Origin of the sequence: Streptomyces sp. NPDC048462, assembly GCF_043200175.1 — a bacterium.
Taxonomy (GTDB): Bacteria; Actinomycetota; Actinomycetes; order Streptomycetales; family Streptomycetaceae; genus Streptomyces.
In genome coordinates, this window is the sequence record NZ_JBICXG010000012.1 from 164,637 (window position 1) to 180,704 (window position 16,068).

15 protein-coding genes are annotated in these 16,068 nt (G+C 72.9%); 12 read left to right on the forward strand and 3 right to left on the reverse strand.

All coding sequences use genetic code 11. From position 1 onward, the window contains the following. The first annotated feature begins 80 nt into the window (after positions 1-80). From pyrE to ACGFU6_RS21550, 11 genes are all read left to right on the forward strand, one after another. A complete protein-coding gene (gene pyrE, locus ACGFU6_RS21500) occupies positions 81-620 on the forward strand; it encodes an orotate phosphoribosyltransferase (protein WP_073733510.1) in 540 nt (179 codons plus the stop codon). A 201-nt stretch (positions 621-821) separates the two neighbouring features. After that, entirely contained in the window at positions 822-1,853 is a 1,032-nt protein-coding gene (gene fbaA / locus ACGFU6_RS21505; RefSeq protein WP_123525107.1) for a class II fructose-bisphosphate aldolase, read from the forward strand. A gap of 96 nt (positions 1,854-1,949) precedes the next feature. Next, positions 1,950-3,119, forward strand: coding sequence for a MalY/PatB family protein (locus ACGFU6_RS21510; RefSeq protein WP_393612906.1), 1,170 nt, complete (start codon positions 1,950-1,952; stop codon positions 3,117-3,119). 143 nt (positions 3,120-3,262) lie between these two features. Beyond that, positions 3,263-4,786 carry an MFS transporter gene (locus ACGFU6_RS21515; RefSeq protein ID WP_393612908.1) on the forward strand — a complete coding sequence of 508 codons (1,524 nt, stop codon included), beginning with the start codon at positions 3,263-3,265 and terminating at the stop codon, positions 4,784-4,786. A 100-nt stretch (positions 4,787-4,886) separates the two neighbouring features. Beyond that, entirely contained in the window at positions 4,887-5,300 is a 414-nt protein-coding gene (locus ACGFU6_RS21520; protein ID WP_393612909.1) for a DUF3151 domain-containing protein, read from the forward strand. 318 nt (positions 5,301-5,618) lie between these two features. Beyond that, positions 5,619-6,467, forward strand: coding sequence for a tryptophan 2,3-dioxygenase family protein (locus ACGFU6_RS21525; protein ID WP_393612911.1), 849 nt, complete (start codon positions 5,619-5,621; stop codon positions 6,465-6,467). Then, positions 6,460-7,665: a kynureninase gene (gene kynU, locus ACGFU6_RS21530; RefSeq protein WP_393612913.1), complete on the forward strand. Its 1,206-nt coding sequence runs from the start codon at positions 6,460-6,462 to the stop codon at positions 7,663-7,665. The genes ACGFU6_RS21525 and kynU overlap by 8 nt, the downstream gene beginning before the upstream one ends. Before the next feature lie 213 nt (positions 7,666-7,878). Further along, positions 7,879-8,754, forward strand: a complete 876-nt coding sequence (locus ACGFU6_RS21535) for an alpha/beta hydrolase family protein (protein WP_393612914.1) — start codon at positions 7,879-7,881, stop codon at positions 8,752-8,754. 180 nt (positions 8,755-8,934) lie between these two features. Further along, the gene (locus ACGFU6_RS21540) at positions 8,935-10,185 is read left to right on the forward strand and encodes a sensor histidine kinase (protein WP_393613007.1); all 1,251 of its coding nucleotides are present in this window, start codon (positions 8,935-8,937) and stop codon (positions 10,183-10,185) included. Next, positions 10,182-10,859 (forward strand): response regulator, encoded by a 678-nt coding sequence (locus ACGFU6_RS21545; protein ID WP_393612915.1) that lies wholly within the window; start codon positions 10,182-10,184, stop codon positions 10,857-10,859. The genes ACGFU6_RS21540 and ACGFU6_RS21545 overlap by 4 nt, the downstream gene beginning before the upstream one ends. Positions 10,860-10,963: 104 nt before the next feature. Next, positions 10,964-12,199 carry a cytochrome P450 gene (locus tag ACGFU6_RS21550; RefSeq protein WP_393612917.1) on the forward strand — a complete coding sequence of 412 codons (1,236 nt, stop codon included), beginning with the start codon at positions 10,964-10,966 and terminating at the stop codon, positions 12,197-12,199. Between the two features lie 162 nt (positions 12,200-12,361). Here the strand turns inward: ACGFU6_RS21550 and ACGFU6_RS21555 are convergent, their stop codons facing one another. From ACGFU6_RS21555 to ACGFU6_RS21565, 3 genes are read right to left on the reverse strand one after another with little or no spacing between them, the layout of a single operon-like run. Continuing rightward, positions 12,362-12,694, reverse strand: coding sequence for a hypothetical protein (locus ACGFU6_RS21555; RefSeq protein ID WP_393612919.1), 333 nt, complete (start codon positions 12,692-12,694; stop codon positions 12,362-12,364). A gap of 48 nt (positions 12,695-12,742) precedes the next feature. Further along, positions 12,743-14,374, reverse strand: coding sequence for an ABC transporter permease (locus ACGFU6_RS21560; protein ID WP_393612920.1), 1,632 nt, complete (start codon positions 14,372-14,374; stop codon positions 12,743-12,745). Beyond that, positions 14,371-15,321, reverse strand: coding sequence for an ATP-binding cassette domain-containing protein (locus ACGFU6_RS21565; RefSeq protein WP_393612922.1), 951 nt, complete (start codon positions 15,319-15,321; stop codon positions 14,371-14,373). The genes ACGFU6_RS21560 and ACGFU6_RS21565 overlap by 4 nt, the downstream gene beginning before the upstream one ends. 134 nt (positions 15,322-15,455) lie before the next feature. On the opposite strand from ACGFU6_RS21565, the gene ACGFU6_RS21570 reads away from it, so the two are divergent. Beyond that, positions 15,456-16,058 (forward strand): GbsR/MarR family transcriptional regulator, encoded by a 603-nt coding sequence (locus tag ACGFU6_RS21570; RefSeq protein WP_393612923.1) that lies wholly within the window; start codon positions 15,456-15,458, stop codon positions 16,056-16,058. Positions 16,059-16,068 lie beyond the last annotated feature (10 nt).

The window sequence follows — 16,068 nt, forward strand, 5'->3', positions numbered from 1 at the left end:
CCCGGCGGCATGGGTGCCGGGCACGGCCGTGGGGCGGGCGCCGGGCACGGGCCACCGGTGGGCGCCTTATCCTCGTAGCCATGACAGACGTACGCGCTGAGCTGCTGCAGCAGATCAAGGACAAGGCCGTCGTGCACGGCAAGGTGACGCTCTCCTCCGGCCTGGAGGCCGACTGGTACATCGACCTCCGCCGCATCACGCTGGACGGCAAGGCTGCTCCGATGGTCGGCCAGGTCATGCTCGACGCGACGGCGGAGCTGGACTACGACTGCGTGGGCGGGCTGACGCTGGGCGCCGACCCGGTCGCCACCTCGATGCTGCACGCCTCGGCCGCCCGCGGCCAGGAGCTGGACGCGTTCGTCGTCCGCAAGGCGCAGAAGGCGCACGGGATGCAGCGCCGGATCGAGGGCGCCGAGGTCAAGGGCCGCCGCTGTCTGGTGGTCGAGGACACCTCGACGACGGGCGGCTCGCCGCTGACCGCCGTCGAGGCGGTGCGCGAGGCGGGCGGCGAGGTCGTCGCCGTCGCCGTGATCGTGGAGCGCGGTGCGGCTCCGGCCGTTGCCGAGGCGGGCCTCCCGTACGTCCACGTGTACTCGGTCGCGGACCTCGACCTGTCCTGACCTGCGGTTTTTCGCGAGGGCGGCCTGTTTCACGTGAAACAGGCCGCCCTCGTCGTGTGCCCGCTTCGGAGTGGCCCCGAATACGGGGGGATCCGCCGGGTGGAGCCGAACCCAGAGTCTGGGAAGATGGGGGCGACGATGACGTCGCCCCCAGGTCAGGGAACCAGCAACGCACACCCGCACATCCCAAGGAGCGGACAGATGCCCATCGCAACCCCCGAGGTCTACGCCGAGATGCTCGACCGGGCGAAGGCAGGCAAGTTCGCCTACCCGGCCATCAACGTGACCTCGACCCAGACCCTGCACGCTGCGCTGCGCGGTTTCGCGGAGGCCGAGAGCGACGGCATCATCCAGATGTCCACCGGTGGGGCGGAGTTCCTGGGCGGCCAGTACAACAAGGACATGGTCACGGGCGCCGTCGCCCTGGCCGAGTTCGCGCACATCGTCGCCGCCAAGTACGACATCACGGTCGCGCTGCACACCGACCACTGCCCCAAGGACAAGCTGGACACGTACGTCCGTCCGCTGATCGAGGTCTCCGCGGAGCGCGTCGCCAAGGGTCTGAACCCGCTGTTCCAGTCGCACATGTGGGACGGTTCGGCCGAGACGCTGGCCGACAACCTCTCCATCGGCCAGGAGCTGCTGGCCAAGGCCGCCGCCGCCAAGATCATCCTTGAGGTCGAGATCACCCCGACCGGCGGTGAGGAGGACGGCGTCACGCACGAGATCAACGACGAGCTGTACACGACCGTCGACGACGCGCTGCGTACCGCCGAGGCGCTCGGTCTGGGCGAGAAGGGCCGCTACCTGCTGGCCGCGTCCTTCGGCAACGTGCACGGCGTCTACAAGCCGGGCAACGTCGTGCTCCGCCCCGAGCTCCTGAAGGACCTCCAGGTGGGTGTCTCCGCCAAGTACGGCAAGCCGGCCGGCAGCCAGCCGTTCGACTTCGTCTTCCACGGCGGCTCGGGCTCCACCGCCGAGGAGATCGCCACCGCGCTGGAGAACGGCGTCGTGAAGATGAACCTCGACACCGACACCCAGTACGCCTTCACCCGCCCGGTCGCGGACCACATGTTCCGCAACTACGACGGCGTCCTGAAGGTCGACGGCGAGGTCGGCAACAAGAAGACCTACGACCCGCGCACCTGGGGCAAGGCCGCCGAGGCGGGCATGGCCAAGCGCGTCACGGAGGCCTGCGCCAACCTGCGGTCCACCGGCACCAAGCTGAAGTAGTCCCGTACGGCTGTGTGCGTGGGCCCGGCATCCCTTGGGGTGCCGGGCCCACGGCATGTCCGCACCCGGCAGGAACGACGATCCGAGGAAACAGCTGTGAGCACGTCCTACGACTTCGACACCGTCATCGACCGCCGCGGCACCTGGTGCGTCCAGTGGGACGGGGTGGCCGACCGGTTCGGGGTGGACGGGCTGCTGCCGTTCACCATCTCGGACATGGACTTCGCGACGGCCCCCGAGGTGCTGGCCGCCCTGCGGGCCCGTATCGACCACGGGGTGTTCGGGTACACCGACTGGCAGCAGGACGACTTCAGCTCGGCGATCGCCCACTGGTACGAGACCCGCTACGACACCGTGATCGACACCAGCGGCCTGGTGTACGCGCCGTCCGTGCTCAGCCAGCTGTCGCAGCTGCTCCAGATGTGGACGTCGGAAGGGGACGGCGTCGTCGTCCACACCCCCACGTACGACGGTTTCCGCAAGGCGATCACCGGGCTCGGGCGGGAGCTGCGGGGGGTGCCGCTGGGGGACCCGGAGGCGCTGGAGCGGGAGCTCGCCCGTGCGGACAGCAAGGTCCTGCTGCTCTGCTCGCCGCACAACCCCACCGGGCGGGTGTGGACGGAGTCCGAGCTCGCGGGGATGGCCTCGCTCGCCGCGCGGCACGGGGCGGCGGTGATCAGCGACGAGATCCACGCGGACTTCGTGCACGGCGGGCGTCGGCACGTGCCGTGGACGCGGGTGGCGGGGGACGGGCGCTGGGCGGTCATCACGTCCGCGTCGAAGTCGTTCAACTTCCCGGCGCTGACGGGGTCCTACGGGCTCATCGGCCGGCCGGAGGACCGGACGGAGTTCCTGCGCCGGATGCAGACCGCGGAGGGGCTCGCCTCGCCGGCGGTGCTCTCGCTGACCGCGCACATCGCGGCGTACCGGGAGGGCGGGGCGTGGCTGGACGCGGTCCGCGCGTACGTCACCGGGAACCTGGACTTCGTCGCGGAACGCCTGAACGCGGCCTTCCCGGAGCTGGGGTGGGAGCCGCCGCAGGCCGGTTACCTGGCCTGGATCGACCTGCGGAAGGCGGGCGTCCAGGACGACGAGGCGCTCCAGCGGGTGCTGATCGAGCGGGAGCGGGTCGCGGTGATGCCGGGGAGCGTGTACGGCGCGGAGGGCTTCGTACGGCTGAACGTGGGGTGCGCGCGGAGCAAGGTGGAGGCGGGGGTGGACGCGTTGATCCGGGGGGTGGCGGCGGTACGGGTCGCCGGCGCGTAGCGGCGGGGCGGGGTGGGGCGCGGGCCGCGTTCGGGGCGCCGGCGCCGGGCCCCCGCTCCTCAATCGCCGGAGGGGCTGGAACTGGGCGGCTGGGCTTGAGTTTTCCGGTGGCCTCTTGGGGCGGTGGCGTCGATGCTGGGGGCATGGAGAAGTCAGAGGCGGACGGGCCCGGGATCCGGGTTGCCTCCGCCGTCGGGCGCTGGGTGGTCCTCACGACCGTGCTCGGGTCGAGCATGGCCATGCTCGACTCCACCGTCATCAACGTCGCCCTGCCCCGAATCGGTGAGGACCTCGGCACCGACCTGGCCGCGCTCCAGTGGACCGTCAACGCGTACATGCTGACGCTCGCCGGGCTGATCCTGCTCGGCGGTGCGCTCGGGGACCGGTACGGGCGGCGGCGGGTCTTCGTCATCGGGGTCGTGTGGTTCGCCCTTGCCTCGCTGCTCTGCGGCATCGCGCCCAACGCCTTCGTCCTCATCGCCGCCCGCGCCCTCCAGGGCGTCGGCGGGGCGCTCCTCACCCCCGGGTCGCTGGCACTGATCCAGGCGAGCTTCCACCCGGACGACCGGGCCCGCGCGGTCGGGCTGTGGTCCGGGTTCGGCGGGGTCGGGGCCGCAGTCGGGCCGTTCGTGGGCGGCTGGCTCGTCGACGGGCCGGGCTGGCGGTGGGTGTTCCTGCTCAACCTGCCGCTCGCCGCCGTCTGCGTGCCCATCGCGCTGCGCCACGTGCCGGAGTCCCGCGACCCGTACGCGCGCGGCCGCTTCGACGTGCTCGGGGCGGCGCTCGGCGCGTTCGCCCTCGCGCTGGTCACGTACGCGCTGATCGAGGCGCCGGGGAGGGGCGCCTCCCCGCTGGTGATCGGGGCGGCGGTCGGCGGGGTGCTGCTCGGCGCCGTGTTCGTCCAGGTCGAGCGGCGCCGCGCGCACCCCATGCTGCCGCCGTCGGTGTTCGCGTCCCGGCAGTTCACCACCGTCAACATCGTCACCCTCTGCGTGTACGCGGCGCTCGGCGGCTACTTCTTCCTCTCCGCGATCCAGCTCCAGGTCGTGGCCGGGTACTCGGCGCTCGGCGCGGGCACCGCACTGCTGCCGACGACCGTCCTGATGCTGCTGTTCTCCGCCAGGTCCGGCGAGCTGGGCCAGCGCATCGGCCCCCGCATCCCGCTCACCGTCGGCCCGCTGATCGCCGCCACCGGCATGCTGCTGATGCTGCGCGTGGGGCCGGGGTCGAGCACCGTCTCCGGGTACCTCACCGACGTACTCCCGGCGGTCGCCGTCCTCGGCGTCGGCCTGGTCACCGTGGTGGCCCCGCTCACCGCGACCGTCCTGGCCTCCGTGGACACCGGCCGGGCCGGTCTCGCCAGCGGGATCAACAACGCCGCGGCCCGCGCCGCCGGGCTGATCGCGGTGGCCGCGCTGCCGCTGCTCGCCGGGATGGGGCCCGAGGCCTACCGGGACGCGGGGGAGTTCGCCGCGACCTTCCGGCGGGCCATGCCGATGTGCGCCGGGCTGCTCGTGGTGGGCGCCGCGATCGCCTGGGCGACCGTCCGCACGCCCCACGCGGCCGTACAGGACACCGCACGCCCCGAGTGCACGGTGAACTGCGGTGTCGCCGCCCCGCCGCTGGAACCGGCCCCGGAAGCGGCACGCCGGGCGGAAGAGGCCTGAGGGGCCGGAGCGCACGCTTTCGGGTCCTCAGGCGGGCGTCCCGCGCCCCGGCGCCCGCCGTTTGTGCACCGGCGGCGCCGGTGACAGGCACACTTGGACCATGTCGATCCACGAGAACCTGCTCGGGGGCCCCGCCCCGACCCATCTGCCCGACGAACCGGGACCGCGCGAACTGCTCGCCGCCGACGTGGCGCCCGCCGAGGTCGCCGCGAAGTACCCGACCTCCTCCCTGGCCTGGGCGCAGCTCGCCGACGAGGCGTTCGAGGGCGGCCGGGTCATCGAGTCGTACGCGTACGCCCGTACCGGCTACCACCGCGGCCTGGACGCACTGCGCCGGGCCGGCTGGAAGGGCCACGGCCCCGTGCCGTTCGAGCACGAGCCGAACCGAGGTTTCCTGCGCGCCCTGCACGCCCTGGCGCGTGCCGCGCGGGCGATCGACGAGAAGGAGGAGTACGAGCGCTGCTCGGCGTTCCTCCGCGACTCCTCCCCGACCGCGGCCGAGACCCTCGGCTAGGGCCTCTCGTTTGGATCATGCCGGGCTCGCGGTGTCCGGCACGCACATCTGCGGCGTTGTCGTCGGTCGCCAATGCTCCGCATTTACTCCCTCCTCCGCCTTGCAGCCGCACGCACCGGACACCGCTCCCTGATCCGGCCTGATCCAAACGAAAGACCCTATACAGCACCCGCCCCACCGGCCCCGCGGACGCATCGGCGTCCGCGGGGTCTGCGCGTTCCCCGGGGTGCCGTTTAGGATGCGAACAGGGGACCGGAGCTCCATCACCTCACGGAAGGGGCGGACCGCTACCCGGAAGCTCGTGTCGAGGAGACAGCGATGTCGACGATTCACCCCGACCCCGAAGCCACCGGTGCGCAGACCCCGCACCTCGACTTCGCGGGAACGACTCCGTACGAGGACTATGTCCAGGCGGATGTCCTGACCCACCTCCAGCACCTTCGCTCCGACGACCCGGGCGAGATGGTCTTCCTGGTCACCACCCAGGTCATGGAGCTGTGGTTCACCGTCATCGTCCATGAGTGGGAGACCGCCGCGCACGCCCTGCGCGAGGACCGGATTCCCGTCGCCCGGGACGCGCTGAAGCGGTCCGTGCGCGAGCTGGAGGCGCTGAACGCCTCCTGGACACCGCTCGCCCAGCTCACCCCCGCCCAGTTCAACTCCTACCGGTCCGCCCTCGGCGAGGGCTCCGGCTTCCAGTCCGCGATGTACCGGCGGATGGAGTTCCTGCTCGGCGACAAGTCCGCGTCCATGCTCGTGCCGCACCGGGGTGCGCCCCGCGTGCACGCCGAGCTGGAGAAGGCGCTCGGTGAGCCGGGGCTGTACGACGAGACCCTCGCGCTCCTGGCCCGGCGCGGCCACGCCGTCCCGCAGGCCGTGCTCGGCCGCGACCTCAGCCAGAAGTACGAGCCGTCGCCCGAGGTCGAGGCCGTCTGGGCGGAGATCTACGCCAGCCCCGACCAGAACGACGAGCTGGTCAGGCTCGGTGAGGCGCTCACGGATGTCGGTGAGCTGGTCTGGCGATGGCGCAACGACCACCTCGTCGCCACCCGGCGGGCCATGGGCTCCAAGACCGGGACCGGCGGTTCGGCCGGCGTCGCCTGGCTGGAGAAGCGCGCCACCAAGAACGTCTTCCCCGAGCTCTGGACGGCCCGCAGCCATGTCTGACCTCCAGGAGCGCGCACGGGCGCTCGACACCGCCGACGAACTGGCCCCGCTGCGCGAGCTTTTCACGCTCGACGACACCGTCTACCTGGACGGCAACTCGCTGGGCGCGCTGCCCCGGCACGTGCCCGCCCGGCTGCAGGAGGTCCTCACCCGCGAGTGGGGCGCGCTGCGCATCCGGTCCTGGGGCGAGAGCGGCTGGTGGACCGCGCCGGAGCGGATCGGTGACCGGATCGCCCCGATCGTCGGGGCCACCGCCGGCCAGATCGTCGTCGGGGACTCCACCAGCGTCAACGTCTTCAAGGCCGTCGTCGCCGCGACCCGGCTGGCGCCGGAGGGCCGCGACGAGATCCTGGTCGACGCGAACACCTTCCCCACCGACGGCTACATCGCCGCGTCCGCCGCCCGGATGACCGGTCACCGGATCGTCCCGGTCGCCCCCGGCGACGTGACGGCCGCCCTCGGCCCGCGCACCGCGGCCGTCCTGCTCAACCACGTCGACTACCGCAGCGGCAGGCTCCACGACCTGCCCGCGCTCACCGCCGCCGTGCACGCGGCGGGCGCGATCGCGATCTGGGACCTGTGCCACAGCGCGGGCGCCCTGCCCGTGGACCTGGACCGGCACGGGGTGGACCTGGCGGTCGGCTGCACGTACAAGTACCTCAACGGCGGGCCCGGTTCGCCCGCGTACCTGTACGTCGCGGCCCGCCATCAGGCGGTGTTCGACTCGCCCCTGCCGGGGTGGACCTCGCACGCCGACCCGTTCGCGATGACCCCCGGCTACGAGCCCGCCGAAGGCGCCGTACGGGGCCGGGTCGGGACCCCCGACATCCTGTCCATGCTGGCCCTGGAGTCGTCCCTCGACGTGTGGGACGGGGTCGGGGTCGAGGCGGTCCGGGCCAAGTCCCTGGCACTGACGGACTTCTTCCTGGAGTGCGTCGCGGCGTACGTCCCCGAGGGGCGCGTCACCTCGGTCACCCCGGCCGCCCACGCCGAACGCGGCAGCCAGGTCGCGCTGCGGTGCGAGGACGCCGAACCTGTGATGGCCGCGCTGATCGAGCGCGGAGTCGTCGGGGACCTGCGCCGCCCCGACGTGCTGCGGTTCGGATTCACCCCGCTGTACGTGGGATTCGCGGACGCGGAACGCGCGGCGCGGCTGCTCGCGGACGTGTTGGACGGTTCTCCCGCCCCGGTGGCGTAGGCTCCCGGGTCAGTCCGGCGACCGGCTCGCCCCGGTCGCCGGACGGGTTTTGCCCCGTCGCGGGGCGGGCGGCGGCGGTGACCGCCACCGTGACAGGGAGTGCCTCCCGCGATTCCGTTCCCGCCCCACCACCGGCGGCAGGGAGCGCCTCCGTACTGATACCGTCCCCGCAGGTCAGCCCAGTTGGGCATTGTCAGGGACGGTTGGAGCAGCATGTCGGATTCTGCCGCGCGTGATCAGGACGCAGCCGAGACCGAGTCCGCGTTCTCGCATCCGGTGCTCGCCCCCGATGCCTCCGCCGCCTACGGCAGCCACCCGGACCAGACCATCGACTTCTACGCCCCGCACGACGGGCGCACCGGCGCGCCTGTCGTGGTCGTCCTGCACGGCGGGGCGTGGCGGGCCCCGTACGACCGGCTCCACCTGTCCCCGTTCGCGGGCTTCCTGGCCCGGCGCGGTTTCGCCGTCGCCAGCGTCGAGTACCGGCGCGGCAGCGAGATCCCGCAGCAGCGCGGCTCGGGGCCGGTCGCCGGCCGCTGGCCGGAGACCTTCGACGACGTCGCGGCGGCGATGGACGCGCTGCCGGTGCTGCTGGCGCGGGAGCTGCCCTCGGCCGACGCCCGGCGGATCGTCGTGACGGGGCACTCGGCGGGCGGGCAGCTCGCGCTGTGGGCGGCCGCGCGGCACGTGCTGCCGGAGGGTTCGCCGTGGCGGCTGCCGCGTCCGCCCGCGCTGCGCGGTGTGGTGGCGCTCGCACCGATCGCGGACTTCGCCTCCGCGGTCGAACTCGACGTGTGCAACGGCGCGATCGGCCAGTTCCTGGGGACCGACGAGGACTTCGCCGCCCGCAGCGCGCAGGCCGACCCGGCGCAGCTGCTGCCCACCGGCATCGCGACCGCCGTGGTGCAGGGCACCGTGGACCTCACGGTTCCGCAGGCCGTCGTCGAGGCGTTCGTCGACGCCGCGGCGAAGGAGGGCGAGACGGTGGGGCTGACCCTGCTGCCCGGCGTCGGGCACTTCCCGCTGATCGATCCGGCGGCCGACGCGTGCGCCGTGGTGGCCGAGGAGATCGCCCAGCTGGCCTGGTGAACCCCCTGGCGGGACCGGGCGGGTCCCTCGGCGGGCGGCGGGGCGGACCCGGGTAGTACTTGCGACGGACGGTCCAGGATCCGTATCTGTGCTGACGACCCCGCCCGCGGCGCCGCCTACCGTGGAAGCGTGACCGAGACCAAGACCCGAAGCCCCGAGCTCCAGGCCGCCGAGGGTGCGATGGCGGGCCTGCGGCAGGACCTGATCCATGACGCGTTCGCCTACCGCCCGCTGCCGCCCATGCGGACCGACGGGCCGCTGACCCGGCGGCTGCCGGAGCGGCTGCGTGCCCGTGCCGGCTGGACCCCCCACGCGGTGGTGCTGGGGGCCGCGCTGATCGCGTTCATGCAGGGTTTCGCCAGCACCGGCAACGCCGGTGTCCTGCTCTCCGGACTGGTGCCCGCCCTCTGCGTCGCGATGACGCTGATCAGGCCGGTCGGGGCGTTCTGGATGTCGATGGCGCTGATCCCGGTGACCGCGGTCCTCGGCGAGGTGGGCGGGCCGTGGGGGGCGAGCTCCTTCTTCGCCCACCTGGTCGTGCTGAACGTCGTCGCGGCCCGGACCCGGCCGCGCACCGCCGCCTGGATGTGGGTCCTGACCCTGCTGCTCGGCACGCTCGTGGAGAACGTGGCCGGAGCGGGCGCCGGTTCGGACACCGCGGCCATGGCCGTGGCCTCCGCGTTCGCGCTGCTCGTCGTGAGCCTGGTGCAGGTCCGCCGGGAGGCGGAGCGCGAGGTCACCGTGCAGCGCACCGTCACCGCCGTCGAGCGCGACCGCCGCACACTCCTTGAGGAGCGCACCACCATCGCCCGCGAACTGCACGACGTGGTCGCCCACCACATGTCGGTCGTCGCGATCCAGGCCGAGGCCGCCCCGTACCGGGTGGAGAATCCGCCGCCCGAGCTGGAGCAGGCCTTCGTCACGATCCGGGAGAACGCCGTCGCGGCGCTCACCGAACTGCGCCGGGTGCTCGGCGTCGTACGCGCAGAGGGCTACGAGGCGCCGGACGCGCCCCAGCCCACCCTGGCCGAGCTGGACCGTCTCCTCGCCAACGTCGGCGAGGCGGGCCTGGCGACGCGCAAGACGGTGACCGGCGCGGTGCGCGAACTGCCGCAGGGCGTCGAGCTGTCGGCGTACCGGATCATCCAGGAGGCCCTCAGCAACACCCTGCGGCACGCGCCGGGCGCCGCCGCCGAGGTCGAGATCGGCTATGTGCTGGGCGGCCTCGGACTGCGCGTCGTCAACGGCCCGCCGACCGGCCCGGTGAAACCCTCGCCGGGGGCCGGGCACGGGATCACCGGGATGCGGGAGCGGGTCGGGATGCTGAACGGTGAGATGACCGCCGAGACGGCCTCGGACGGCGGTTACGAGGTCACCGCCTTCATCCCCGTCCAGCACACCCCCTCCGACACCCCTGTGGAGCAGGCATGACGACTGCCCCGGACGCGACGATCCGCGTACTGATCGTCGACGACCAGATGATGGTCCGCGAGGGGTTCTCGGTGCTGCTCAACGCGATGCCGGGCATCGAGGTGGTGGGCGAGGCGGTCAACGGCCGCGAGGCGGTCTCGCAGGTCGCCGCCCTCCGCCCCGACGTGGTGCTGATGGACATCCGGATGCCGGAGCTGAACGGGATCGAGGCGACCCGTGAGATCGTCGCCGCCGACCGGGACGCGAAAGTACTGGTGCTGACCACCTTCGACCTCGACGAGTACGTCTACCAGGCGCTGCGCGCCGGCGCCTCGGGCTTCCTCCTCAAGGACGCCTCGGCCCGGCAACTCGCGGACGGTGTAAGGGTGGTGGCCTCCGGTGAGGCGCTGCTCGCCCCCACCGTCACCAAGCGGCTGATCAACGAGTTCTCCAAGCTCGCGGCCGCCCCGCGCCCGCCCGCACTCGCCCGGATCGGTGACCTCACCGAGCGCGAGACGGAGGTGCTGGTGCTCATCGCCCAGGGCCTGTCGAACGGGGAGATCGCCTCGCACCTGGTGGTCGCGGAGTCCACGATCAAGACCCATGTGAGCCGCATCCTGGTCAAGCTGGGCCTGCGCGACCGCACCCAGGCGGCCGTCTTCGCCTACGAGGCCCGGCTGGTCACACCGGCCTGATACGCGGGCCGGGCCAGCGCGGGCGGGGCGGGGCGGACCGGGCCTGGCGGGGTTCCGGCAGGTGGGGGCTGGTCCGGTGGCGGGTGGCCGGTTAGCGTCGGTTCATGAACCAGCCCCCGCGTGCCGCCTCCGGCTCCGCCGCCCCCTTCGACCCGTGGTCGGCGGCGTTCGTCGCCGACCCGTATCCCGCCTACGCCGAGCTGCGCGCCACCGGCCGGGCGCACTACTTCGAGCCCACCGACCAGTGGCTCGTCCCGCACCACGCCGATGTGTCCGCGCTGCTTCGCGACCGCCGGCTGGGGCGGACGTATCTGCACCGGTTCACGCACGAGGAGTTCGGCCGGACCGCGCCGCCCGCCGAGCACGAGCCGTTCGAGACGCTCAACGGGCAGGGGCTGCTGGACCTGGAGCCCCCGGACCACACCCGGATCCGGCGGCTGGTCTCCAAGGCGTTCACCCCGCGCACCGTCGAGCAGCTCGCGCCGACGGTACGGCGGCTGGCCGCCGGGCTCGTCGACGACTTCGTCGCGCAGGGCGGGGGCGACCTGCTCACGGCGGTGGCCGAGCCGCTGCCCGTCGCCGTGATCGCGGAGATGCTCGGCATCCCGGAGTCCGACCGCGCCCCGCTGCGGCCCTGGTCGGCGGCGATCTGCGGAATGTACGAGCTGAACCCGTCCGAGGAGACCGCCCGCGCCGCCGTGCGTGCCTCGGTCGACTTCTCCGCGTACCTGCGCGGACTGATCGCCCAGCGGCGCGGCGACCCGGGTACGGATCTGATCTCCGCGCTCATCGCCGCCCACGACGAGGGCGAGCGGCTGACCGAGCAGGAGATGGTCTCCACCTGTGTGCTGCTGCTGAACGCGGGACACGAGGCGACCGTCAACACCACGGTGAACGGCTGGTGGACCCTGCTGCGCCACCCCGAGCAGCTGGCCGCGCTGCGGGCCGACCACGGGCTGCTGCCGTCCGCGATCGAGGAGCTGATGCGCTACGACACCCCGCTCCAGATGTTCGAGCGCTGGGTCCTCGACGACATCGAGATCGGCGGCACGGTCATCCCGCGCGGTTGCGAGGTGGCGTTGCTCTTCGGCTCGGCCAACCGCGACCCGGCCCGTTTCCCCGACCCGGACACGCTGGACCTCGCCCGGCAGGAGAACCCGCACATCACCTTCGGCGCCGGCATCCACTTCTGTCTGGGCGCCCCACTGGCCCGGGTGGAACTGGCAGCTTCCTTCGGGGAGTTGCTGCGCAAGGCGCCGGGCATGCGGCTGGCCGGGGAGCCGGAGTGGAACCCGGGGTACGTCATCCGGGGTGTGAAGGAGCTGCGCGTCGAGCTGTGAGCGGCGGCTCGGCCCGGAACCGGCTCAGCTCGGCCCGGAACCGGCTCAGCGTTCGGCAGCCCCGCCGGTCCCTGGCATTTCACGGCGGGCTGCGGGGCTGCGGGGCGGCGGACGGCGGCAGGTCTGGGCGGCTTCCGGGCGGGGCGGCGGCCCCGGTGGGTCTCAGCAGGGCGAATTGCCGCAGGGCGAGGGCGGTCCTTCGAGCACCTGGAACGTGACCCCGACGACTGCCAGTGCCGTGAGGAGCGCTCCGAACGCGAGGGCCCGCCGCCATCTCCCCCGTACCAGGCACAGCGTGCCCAGCGCGGCCGCGACGCCGCCCAGCGCCATGACCGGCAGGCCCTGCCAGAGGATGTCCCACTCGGCCTCGCCCTCGAAGCCGCCCAGGATGCCCCGCCGCGCGTACGGCGCCCAGACGGACATCCCCGCGGCTGCCCCGGCTGCGGCCACGGCGAATCCGGTGACTCCGTGGAGGGCTTCCCTGCGGTCATCCATATGGGCGGTGACGCCCACCGGGCCACGCGTGGTTGCGGGCCGTCCCGCTCAGTTCAGCATGTCGCGCCGCCGCAGCGCGGCCAGACCGCCGGCCGTGAGGGCGAGCGCGAGCACGGTGAGCAGGGCCACCGCACCCCACACCAGCTCCGCCCCCGGCAGCTTCGGCAGGTGCGTGAACGGCGACAGGTCCATCACCGGCTGCGGCAGATCCAGGGCCGGGCCTATCCAGCCCAGCGCCAGACAGATCCCCACCAGCCCCCAGGCGGCCGCGGCAGCCTTCGGCAGCGCCCCGTAGAGCAGCACCGTCACCCCGCCCAGCAGCCAGACGGCGGGCAGTTGTATCAGTGCGGCGCCGAGCACGGCGGGCAGATCGTGCCCGTACCCGGCGGCGAGGCCGAGGCCGCCGGCCGCCATGATCAGGGCCGCGCCGCCGAAGGCGATGAACAGATGACCGGCCGCCCAGCCGATCCGGCCGACCCCGCCGGCCAGCACCGGTTCGGCACGTCCGGCGGTCTCCTCGTTGTGCAGCCGCAGCACCGAGGAGACGATGTACAGCGCCGCCACCGTGCCGAGCACGGAGACCATCGAGGCGAGGAACGCGTCGGTCAGACCGGCCTGGCCGCCCATCCGCTCGAAGATCTCCCTGGTCTTCTCGTTGTCCCCCACGAGATCGGCCGCTCCGCCCGTCAGCCCGCCGAAGACGGTACCGACCGCGGCGAACGCCACCGTCCACCCCAGCAGCGCACCGCGCTGGAGCCGCAGGGCGAGGCCGAATGCGGTGGAGATCCGGCCCCGGGCCGGGCCCGGCCGCGTCGCCAGGAAGCTCATGCCGACATCGCGCCGCCCGGCCAGTGCGTACGCCGCGGCGCACTGCACCGTCACCGCGCCGGCGATCACCAGGAGCACCCACCACCGCTCGTCCGCGTACGGTCTGACGTTTTCCGCCCAGCCGATCGGGGAGAGCCAGGTGAACACGGACGAACCGTCGTCCGTCGCGGAATCGCCCGCCGCCTTCAGGACGAACGCGGCACCGACCACCGCGGCGGTCAGCCCCTTCGCGAGCCGGGCGCTCTCGGTGAACTGGGCGGCGATCGCGGCGGTGCAGGCGAACAGCACACCGACCCCGGCGACGGCCAGCGCTATCGCCACCGCCCCGGCCCCGCCCGCCCCCGACCCGGCCATCCCGGCCATGATCACCAGGGCCAGCGCGGCATTGGCGGTCACGGCGGCGAGCAGCGCGGCGGTCAGCGGGGCGCGGCGTCCCACCATGGCCGAGGAGAGCATCTCCTGACGGCCGGTCTCCTCCTCCTCGCGGGTGTGCCGCACGACGACCACCAGGCTCATCACCGAGGCCAGCGCGGCGCCGAAGGCGATCATGCGCCAGCTGACGAGCCCGCCGACGGAGTCGCTGAACACCGGCCCGTACATCGCGCGCAGGGAGCTGTTGCCGTTCATCGAGGCGGCGAGGTCGGCGCGCTGGGCCCCGGTGCCGTAGAGCGAGGAGATGGACTTGCCGACGGAGGAGAACGAGCCGCCGAGCACGAGCACCCAGAGCGGCATGATGATCCGGTCGCGCCGCAGGGCGAGCCTCAGCAGGGCCCGGGTCCCCGCGAGCTGTCCGGTGCCGGTCCCGGTCCGGCGCCCGGTGCCGGCCGGGGCGGGCGTGGCCACGGCGGTCATCGCGCCACCACCCCCGTCCCGGCCTCCGCACCCGGTCCGGCCCCCGCGTCCGCCGCGGTCCCCGTATCCGCCGTGTAGTGCCGCAGGAACAGCTCCTCCAGCGTGGGCGGGGTGCTGGTCAGCGAACGCACCCCGGACGCGGTGAGCGATCTCAGGACCGTGTCCAGCTTGTCCGTGTCGACCTGGAGCGAGACCTCGCGCCCCCGCACGTCCAGGTCGTGCACCCCGGGGAGGCCCGCCAGCCCCTCGGGCTCACCGGCCAGCTCGGCCTTGATGTTCGTACGCGTCAGATGGCGCATCCCGGCCAGTGACCCCGTCTCCACCGTCCGGCCCTGGCGGATGATGCTGACCCGGTCGCAGAGCGACTCGACCTCGCTGAGGATGTGGCTGGAGAGCAGGACCGTGCGCCCGCGCCCGCGCTCCTCGGCGACGCAGCTCTGGAAGACCTCCTCCATCAGCGGGTCCAGTCCGCTGGTCGGCTCGTCCAGGATCAGCAGGTCCACATCGGAGGCGAACGCGGCGACCAGCGCGACTTTCTGCCGGTTGCCCTTGGAGTACGTGCGCCCCTTCTTCGTCGGGTCGAGTTCGAACCGGTCCACCAGGTCGGCGCGGCGGGCGTCGTCCAGCCCGCCGCGCAGCCGCCCGTACAGATCGATCACCTCGCCGCCCGAGAGGTTGCGCCACAGCGTGACGTCACCGGGGACGTAGGCCACCCGCCGGTGCAGCTCCACCGCGTCGCGCCAGGGATCGCGGCCGAGCAGCTGGGCGGCGCCGGAGTCGGCACGCAGCAGGCCCAGCAGCACCCGGATGGCCGTGGACTTCCCCGACCCGTTGGGCCCGAGAAAGCCGTGGACCTCACCGGACTCGACGGTCAGGTCGAGCCCGTCCAGCGCATGCGTCCGGCCGAACGACTTGTGCAGTCCGGCCACGGTGATTGCCTTCGTCATGATTTTGAACGTACGCTACTTTCACAAATTTGTGAAGTTAAGGAAACGTATAAACTTCGGACGAGTGACGGCACCGCTGCCGGTGCCGACGCCGGGACGGATACCCGGGCAGACGCAGGGAGACGATGGAGCTGATGAGCAGCGAATCCGCGGAGAACGCAGAAGACCGGAAGGACGCGGCCGGGGCCCCCGCGCAGCGCGACGCGGAGGCGGTCTCGCGCTTCGTCGAGCGGTTCGCGTCCGACATGACCGAGGCGGGGATGCAGCGGATGGCGTCCCGGGTCTTCGCCGCCCTGCTCGCCGACGACGACGCCTCGATGACCTCGGCCGAGCTCGCCCTGGCGCTCCAGATCAGCCCGGCCGCCGTGTCCGGCGCGGTGAATTACCTCACCCAGGTCAGCATGGTCGGCCGCGAACGCGAACCGGGCTCGCGCCGCGACCGCTACCGGCTGCACAACGAGATCTGGTACACCACCTTCGCCAGCCGCGACCAGGTGCTGACCCGCTGGGAGCGCACCCTCCGGGACGGGGCCCGCACGCTCGGCGAGCACACGCCCGCCGGTGCCCGGATCGCCGAGACGGCGGCGTTCTTCGAGTTCCTGCAGTCGGAGCTGGAAGGGCTGATGGCCCGCTGGCACGACCACCGCAAGACGCTCGACCTCCCGGCGGCCGACGGGGGCGCGGGCGGCGGATACGCGGGCGGCGGATACGCGTCCGACGGGGGCGCGGGCACCTGAAGGCTGAAGG